The sequence below is a fragment of the Marivita sp. genome, assembly GCF_017643905.1.
GTDB lineage: Bacteria > Pseudomonadota > Alphaproteobacteria > Rhodobacterales > Rhodobacteraceae > Marivita.
In genome coordinates this window covers 1-7,727 of the sequence record NZ_JAEPMO010000176.1, presented here as the reverse complement: position 1 = coordinate 7,727, position 7,727 = coordinate 1, and the positions used below count along the sequence as shown (strand labels likewise).

Genomic DNA, 7,727 nt, shown 5'->3' with positions numbered 1-7,727 from the left:
CAGGATGACCGCGTATTGCGGGCGTTCCTCGGGTGCTACGAAATTGGACCAGTCCCATGTCTGGTGCGGCGGTCGGGTCTGGTGCGCGATGGAGCGGAGCGCGGTAAACGGCACGCCGCCGATCACGCCGGACAGCGGGCGGTGCACATGGCCGACGCACAGGTGTTCGATCTGGGGAGCCGAAGATAGGAGATCGACCAGAGGCTGGTGGTCCAGCAAGGGCATGTCGTCCAGCAAGCCGAGGCCCAGAGGCCCTGGAGGGTGGTGTGCAAAGACAAGAACACGTCTGTCACGGGTTTGCTCAAGTTCCGAGGCCAGCCAGTCAAGCCGCGCAGCATCCATTTGCCCCGCATCGCTGCCCGGCAGGTGCGTGTCGAGGCAGAGCAGGGTCACATTGCCGTCGAGGTCGTGGCGGTATTGATAATAGCCCTCCGGCCCCGTTCCGGGTCGAGGGAGGGCCGCCATCATGTTCCCGCGATTGTCGTGATTGCCGATCATCGGAAGGAACGGCACGCGCAGGTCTGACAGCGCCTTGCTCAGTTCCATGTATTCCTCTGCCGTTCCGGTATCACACAGATCGCCGGATGCGACGCAGCACAAAGCGTCAGCATGATGCGCGTTCACCTGTTCGATCACCTGATGCAGCCGCGCGTGGCTGTTCACGCCTTCGACCTGCCCAGAGACCGTCTGGTGCAGGTCGGAGATCCAGACGATCTTATGGGTGAAGGTCATGTGCGTCAGGGCCAGGGCAGGGAATAGGTTTTGACGTTGGTGAAGAACTTCATCGCCTCGATCACGCCTTCCTTTACGCCATTACCGCTGTCCTTGATGCCGCCGAAGGGGGACATTTCAATCCGGTAGCCCGGCTGTTCCCAGATGTTGCAGGTGCCGACGTTCAGACCGTTGATATAGGCAATCGCGCGGTTCAGGTCGTTCGTGCAAACACCCGAGGACAGGCCGAAATCGGTGCTGTTGGAGATGCGCATGACCTCTTCGTCGTTGTCGGGGACGCGGACGATTGGGATGATCGGGCCAAAGGTTTCCTCCATCACAAGTTCGCTGTCATTAGGCACATGATCAACGACGATGGGGGGTAGGAGTGCGCCCTTGCGACCGGGATCGTAGAGCACCTTGGCACCTTGGTCGGCGGCCATGTAGACGCGCTTTTCGAACAGTTCGGCGGCCTGAGCGTGGATCACGCAGCCGAGTTCCGTGGCGGGGTCTTGTGGATCGCCAAATTTGATCTTCTTGGCCTTCTCGACCACCAGCGGCACGAACCGTTCCGCGACGCTTTCCTGCACGAGGATGCGCTTGATCGCGGTGCAGCGCTGGCCGGAGTTGCCGGTGGCACCCGCCACGGCGATGGTCGCAGCCTTGTCGAGATCGGCATCGCTCAGGTCGTTGCAGACGATCAGGGGGTCATTGCCGCCGAGTTCCAGTGCTGTGCGCTTGTAGCCTGCTTTGGAAGCGATGAGTTTGCCGACGGGAACGCCGCCGGTGAAGGTGATGATGTCGATATTAGGGTTCGTCACCATCTCGTCGCCGATATCGGCGGGCATGCCGGTGACGACCTGGAACATCTCGGGCGGCAGGCCGGCTTCGTAGAGGATGTCGGCCAAGGTCAGCGCCGTGAGTGGAGTCAATTCCGTCGGCTTGCACACCATACAGTTGTTGGTGGCAATCGACGGCGCGATCTTGTGGCTGACCATGTTCAGCGGGTGGTTGAACGGGGTGATCGCGCTGATGGCGCGGACGGGTTCGCGCATGGTGAAGATCTTGCGCGCCTTGCCGTTGTGGGTGAGGTCACACGAGAAAATCTCGCCATCGTCCTTGAGCGCCTCGGCAGCGGCGAATTGGTAAACGTCCTGCGCGCGCTTGGTCTCGTAGATGCTATGCTGGTGGCAGATGCCCAATTCCAACGTCAGCCATTTGGCAAGGTAGTCGCGGCGTTCGCCGATCAGTTGCCCAGCGCGTTGCAGGATCTGGCTTCGTTCATAGCGCGTGAGCTTGGGTTTGTAGTTCGCGGCAATCTCGAACGCGCGGCGGGCGTGTTCGGCGGTGCCCATGGGGACGGTGCCGATCACCTCGTCGGTATAGGGATAACGCACCTCAAGCCGCGCCTCGGTGTCGACCTTTTCACCACCGATGCGCATCTGTTCGTGACGGATTTCGGTCATGCGGGCACCTCTTCAAGCGCGGCGGCGGTTGTGGCGTAGAAGAACGCATCGAAGTTGCGCAGGGTTGGCGCGTTGGGCAGGTCGATCTTGCGGTTCACGATGAACGGCACTTCCTGTTCGGTCAGCCCGCCATGGCTGCGCAGCGGTTCCTTGAGCGCGGCGAGGTCGTGGCGGTGAGCAGAGGTGCCAATGGTCATGTTCTCGGTCGAGATCATGACGATGTCGCCGATGCGGTCGGCGGGGAGTTCGTATTTCTGGACCGCTGTGGCCTTGTCCACAACTTCGAGCATCTCCGGCAAAGCGCGCAGGCGGGCGATGATGTCGGCCTGATCTGCACCCGAAGGAAGGTAGGCGGTGGCGAACGACCCCAGCGCGCCATGGTGCACCACATACGGGTCTGTGATTGGCAGAATCACGCGCGCGGTCGCCTCGCCCAGCCACTCGTCGAGCAGGTCCTGCACATAGATCACCGCCGGATCGCCGTTGGCGTCATGTTTGGGCTTCATGCCGTGATCGGCGGTGACGACGATGGCGGCGCCCATGGCGTCAAGCTCGGTCAGGTAGCGGTCGAACATCGCGTAGAAGTCTTTGGCACCCTGTTCATCAGGGGCGAACTTGTGCTGGATGTAGTCGGTGGTGGACAGGTACATCACGTCCGGCTTCCACTCTTTCAGCAGTTTCACGCCAGCGGCAAAGACGAATTCCGACAGGTCGGCGGAATAGACTTCGGGCACCGGCATACCAAGCCAGTCTGACGCCTTGTCGATACCGTGTTCGGCTTTGGTCGTGTCGCCGGATCGTTCGGACGAAAACGCAATGGCGCGGTCTTCGTCGAATTTGAGGCCAGCGCCGAGCAACGCACGCAGTTTGTCCTTGGCGGTGACGACGGCGACCCGCGCACCTGCTTCGTAGAACTTGGAGAACACGGTCGGCGCGCGCAGGAAGCGGACATCGTTCATCATGACTTCCTGACCGGTTTCCGGCTCGTAAAGGAAGTTGCCGCAGATGCCGTGCACGGCGGGCGGACGGCCCGTGGCGATGCTCATGTTGTTGGGGTTGGTGAAGGAGGGGATCACGGAATGGGCCAGACGGTCTGTCCCGGTTTCGCGGATGCGCTTGAGCGTGGGCATCAGCCCTTCGGCGATGGCCACTTCAAGGTATTCGGGTTCGCAGCCATCCAGACAGATCGCAATCGCGCAGGTCTTGGGCGCGGGGTAAGTGCGGTCATTGGCGACCACGGGGTTTTTAATCGGCATATCTCTTCCTTTAGGCGGCGAGTTTCTTGCGTTCTTCCAAAGCGGCGGCGGGCGGAGCCGCGCTGCTTACGTTCATGTCGGTCAGGGCGTCGCGGGCGGCGTCCACCACGCGGCGCATCACGTGTTCGTCCATCTGCCCGATCACCCCGATGCGGAAACTGTCCACAACGGTCAGCTTGCCGGGATAGATGATGAATCCGCGCGCCTTTATGGCGTCATAAAAGCCCTGGAAGGTGAAGTTCGGATCGGCGGGGCAGAAGAAGGTCACGATGATCGGGCTGAGCCAGCGGTCGGCGAGCAGGGTCTCGAACCCCAGATCGCGCATGCCCTGCACCATCACATCGCGGTTGCGGGTGTAGCGTGCGCCACGGGCGGGCACACCGCCTTCGGCCTCGTGCAGGTCGAGCGCCTTGAGGAAAGCGGCAACCACATGGGTCGGGGGCGTAAAGCGCCACTGGCCGGTTTTCTCCATCGTGGCCCATTGTGCGTGTACGTCGAGCGACAGGGAATGTGAGTTGCCTTTGGATGCCTCGATCTCGTCCTTGCGGGCGATGACAAAGCCGAAACCGGGGACGCCTTCGATACATTTGTTGGCCGAGGACACAAACGCCGTGCAGTTGAGTTTGACCGGGTCGAGCGGCAGGGCGCCGAAGGCCGACATTGAATCGATCAGCAGCTTGCGCCCTGCGGCTTTGGTTGCTTCGGCAATCTCTTCAACCGGGTTCAGGATGCCGCTGGAGGTTTCGCAATGGATCGCCAGCACATGGGTGATCGTGGGGTCATTTGCGAGGATGGCTGCAACTTCGTCGCCGCGCGGGGGCAGGTAATCGCCCTTGTCGAGCAAGTGGCAGGACCGACCGAGGTAACCGAGCGTTTGCGCCGCACGCAGACCGTATGCGCCGTTGGCCAGCACCAGCACCTTGCCATCACGGGGAACAAAGCTGCCCAGCATCGCTTCAACGCAATAACTGCCCGACCCTTGAACCGGCACGCAGTCGTAGGAGTCTTTACCGTCGCCGATCAGTGCCAGAAGACGGGACCTGACAGCACGGGTCATTGCGCGGAAATCATCGTCCCAACTGCCCCAGTCCTTGAGCATGGCCTGTTTCACGGAATAGGCCGTGGTGAGCGGGCCGGGGGTCAGAAGGTAGGGTTCCCCGAGTTCCGGGGCAGGCAGCGGTGTGGCAGACATGGCGTGGTTCCAAAGCTGATCTGGTTTTGGATATGCGGTTTGGTCAGGCATATGTAAAATCTTTGTTCTCTATTGATTGATAGGTTAAGGTTATGACAGTTTCACAAAGCCCGGAGACCGGATGCGCTACAGCCAGTTACGTGCGTTTCACCATGTCGCGTTGCATGGGGGGTTTTCCCGCGCCGCACGCGCGCTCAACATTTCGCAGCCGTCTGTGTCGGATCAGGTGCGCCAGCTTGAGCAGCGGCATGATGTTCTTCTGTTCACACGCGAGGCGCGACAGGTGCGGATGACCGATGCCGGTGAGGCGCTGTTCCGTCTGACCAGCGAAATGTTCGAAGTCGAAGAGCGGATCAGTTCCTTGTTCGACGAGAGTCGGACCGCCTTGTCCGGGCATCTTCGGATCATGGCGGATTCCGCCATGCACATCACCGATGCGGTGCGCCGGTTCAGAGAGGCCAGCCCGGATGTCTTTGTCACCATCCGCACGGGCAATACCGAGGATTTGCTGCGCAGATTGCGCAATTACGAGGCAGAGATCGGCGTCGTGGGCAATTCGATTTCCGCGCCGGATCTGGACAGTATCGACCTTGGGCGTACGCCGATCCTGGCGCTTGTGGCCAAGGGGTATCTGCCACAGGGCACCCTGAAACTGAAGTTCCGCGATCTGGTCCGACATCCTCTGATCTACCGCGAAATCGGGTCTCGGACGCGGGCACAGGTCGAGGAAGAGGCGGACCGGCTGAAGCTGGCGTTGACCCCGTCGATCGAGGTTGAGGGACGTGAAGCGATGCGCGAGGTGGTGGCGTCTGGGGCTGGGATCGGGTTCATCAGCGAAGCGGAGTTCGGACATGACCGGCGGCTGAAAGCCATTCCGTTCGAGGATGTGGACATCGGCATGTCGGAATCGCTGGTCACCCTGTCTGCCCGCCGTGATGTGCCTTTGATCCGGGGTTTCGTGAAAGCGGTGCAAAAGTCCCTGAACTCCGGGGCCTGAAATTCGCTCTATAGGCTGTACCTATGAGCCTATACAATTCACTTGTCTTTACATATGGCCGTCTCTCGGCATGATCGGGGCCAGCCTGGGAAATGCCGTGTCAAAAAAAACGCCGAATACGCTGTTCATCGTGATAGACCAATTGCGCGCGGACTGCGTGTTTGGTGCACTTGAGTCATCACTCGATCTGCCGAACATTCGCGCGCTTGCATCCGACGCGGTGTCCTTCCGCAACCACTATTCTGTGACGTCGCCTTGTGGGCCGTCGCGGGTGTCGCTCTTGACTGCGCAGTATGCGTCAAACCACGGGGCCACGCGCAATGGCACGCCGCTCAAGCGGGACGTTCCCAACCTTGCGACGGTCACACGGGATGCCGGGTTTGATCCGCTGCTGTTCGGCTACACCGACACTTCGCAGGACCCACGGTTCCTGCCACCAGACGATCCGCGCCTCTTTTCCTACGAAGAGCTGGCCCCCGGCTTCAACGAGATCGTGCGCATGCGGCTGGAAGGAGATTCCCGCGCGTGGGAAGACCATCTGCGCGCGCACGGATATGATGTGCCTGCCTATCCAGACATGTACCGCCCGGTGGGTGATACACCGGATTCGCCTGCGCTATATGCGGCCGAGCATAGCGATACGGCATATCTGACGGACCGCGTGATCGAGGATTTGGGTCAGCGACCGCAAGGGTGGTTCGGTCTGGTGACCTATATCCGACCGCACCCGCCATTTGTGGCGCCAGCGCCCTATAATGATATGTATGATGCGGCCGACATGCCGCCTGCCAAAGCGACAGATGACCCTGATTGGCACCCGTACGTGGAAACGGCGCGGCGCAAGGCCAATGTGGCGTCCACGGTGGTCGGATTCCCAAACCTTAAGGCTTCGGATGCGACGACGCAGATGATCCGCAAGCTCTATTTCGGACTGGCCACGGAGGTGGATCATCACATCGGGCGGTTGATCGACTGGCTCAAGCAGAGCGGGCAGTATGACGACACGCTGATCGTTCTGACTGCCGATCATGGTGAGATGCTTGGCGATTACGGGTTGTGGGGCAAGTTGACCTTTCACGATGCCGCGTTCCATGTCCCGCTGATCATCCGGCAGCCGCACGCTGCTGTGCGTGGGATCACGGTGACAGAGCCGACGGAATCCATTGATGTCACCCCGACTATTCTTGGATGCCTCGGCTTGGAGATTCCCCATTCCATGGACGGAAAAAGCCTGATGCCGTTCCTCGACGGAGCGACCCCGAAGGATTGGCGAAAGGTGACGGTTTCCGAATTGGACTTTGGCGATCCGATCTCTCCGACGCTTTGGCAGACGGACCATGGCCTGTCGATAGACGCGGCGAATCTTGCTGTGCTGCGTCGTGGTGCGATGCGATTCGTACAATTCGCCGGGGCGCTTCCGCCGATCCTGTTGGATGCTTCCAGCGGCATCGAAAGTCGGAATCTGGCAAAAAATCCGGCACATGTGCAGACAATGCTTGATTTGATGCAGGATATGCTTTGCCATCGAATGGTTAACACTGACGGTACGTTTTCGAGAACGCTGATTACGGATGACGGCGTGAAAGTGGCCTCATGATTTGCAACGATCTGGCCCTGTCACGCATATGTCATGGTTGCCAGAGATATAAAGCCCGGCTGTTTCGACCGGGTTGACCACGAGAAGGAGGCGTAGCGCCAAAGTTCTGATCCGACCGCGCAAGCATCTGCCGATCTGCCGCGCGGTCCACGGAAGCCCGAAATGACCGGACACCGCATGTACCGGGAAAAAAGGGGGAACAGCCCCCGTCACCACTTGGAACCAACAGGAGAGAAAATGAAACGACTTCTACTTTCAGGCGTGGCCTTGATTGCCCTGCCGGCAGCGGCCTATGCCAACTGTCCCGCAGTCACAGTCGCAGACCCTATGGGTGTCGCCGCCGGTGAATTCCCGCAGCAATACGAACTGAGCGCTTTTCAGGAAGCGGCGGGCTGCTCCATGGAGTTCAAGGCGAACCCGGAAATCGAAGCGTTGAACGCGCAGATCAAGGGCAACCCGGACCTGCCGCCGCTGGCAGAGCGCCTTCCGTCGGAACCTCTGGTTGTTG

6 protein-coding genes and 1 pseudogene are annotated in these 7,727 nt (G+C 60.4%); 3 read left to right on the top strand and 4 right to left on the bottom strand.

Going from position 1 to position 7,727, the window contains the following annotated elements; genetic code table 11:
- From JJ869_RS20350 to JJ869_RS20335, 4 genes are all read right to left on the bottom strand, one after another.
- Positions 1–732: metallophosphoesterase (locus tag JJ869_RS20350; RefSeq protein ID WP_292270113.1), on the bottom strand; the 732-nt coding region annotated here is incomplete at its 3' end.
- Between the two features lie 5 nt (positions 733–737).
- Entirely contained in the window at positions 738–2,177 is a 1,440-nt protein-coding gene (gene phnY, locus JJ869_RS20345) for a phosphonoacetaldehyde dehydrogenase (RefSeq protein ID WP_292270111.1), read from the bottom strand.
- Positions 2,174–3,433, bottom strand: a complete 1,260-nt coding sequence (gene phnA / locus JJ869_RS20340; RefSeq protein WP_292270109.1) for a phosphonoacetate hydrolase — start codon at positions 3,431–3,433, stop codon at positions 2,174–2,176. Before phnA ends, phnY begins: the two co-directional genes overlap by 4 nt.
- A gap of 10 nt (positions 3,434–3,443) precedes the next feature.
- Positions 3,444–4,625 (bottom strand): 2-aminoethylphosphonate--pyruvate transaminase, encoded by a 1,182-nt coding sequence (locus JJ869_RS20335; RefSeq protein WP_292270108.1) that lies wholly within the window; start codon positions 4,623–4,625, stop codon positions 3,444–3,446.
- Positions 4,626–4,746: 121 nt separating this feature from the next.
- Between JJ869_RS20335 and JJ869_RS20330 the strand changes: the two genes are divergently transcribed.
- From JJ869_RS20330 to JJ869_RS20320, 3 genes and pseudogenes are all read left to right on the top strand, one after another.
- On the top strand, positions 4,747–5,622 hold the full coding sequence (locus tag JJ869_RS20330; protein ID WP_292270107.1) for a LysR substrate-binding domain-containing protein: 876 nt from the start codon (positions 4,747–4,749) through the stop codon (positions 5,620–5,622).
- Positions 5,623–5,719: 97 nt separating this feature from the next.
- Entirely contained in the window at positions 5,720–7,219 is a 1,500-nt protein-coding gene (locus JJ869_RS20325; protein WP_292270104.1) for a sulfatase-like hydrolase/transferase, read from the top strand.
- 237 nt (positions 7,220–7,456) lie between these two features.
- A pseudogene (locus JJ869_RS20320) lies at positions 7,457–7,727 on the top strand (ABC transporter substrate-binding protein); the annotation flags it as partial.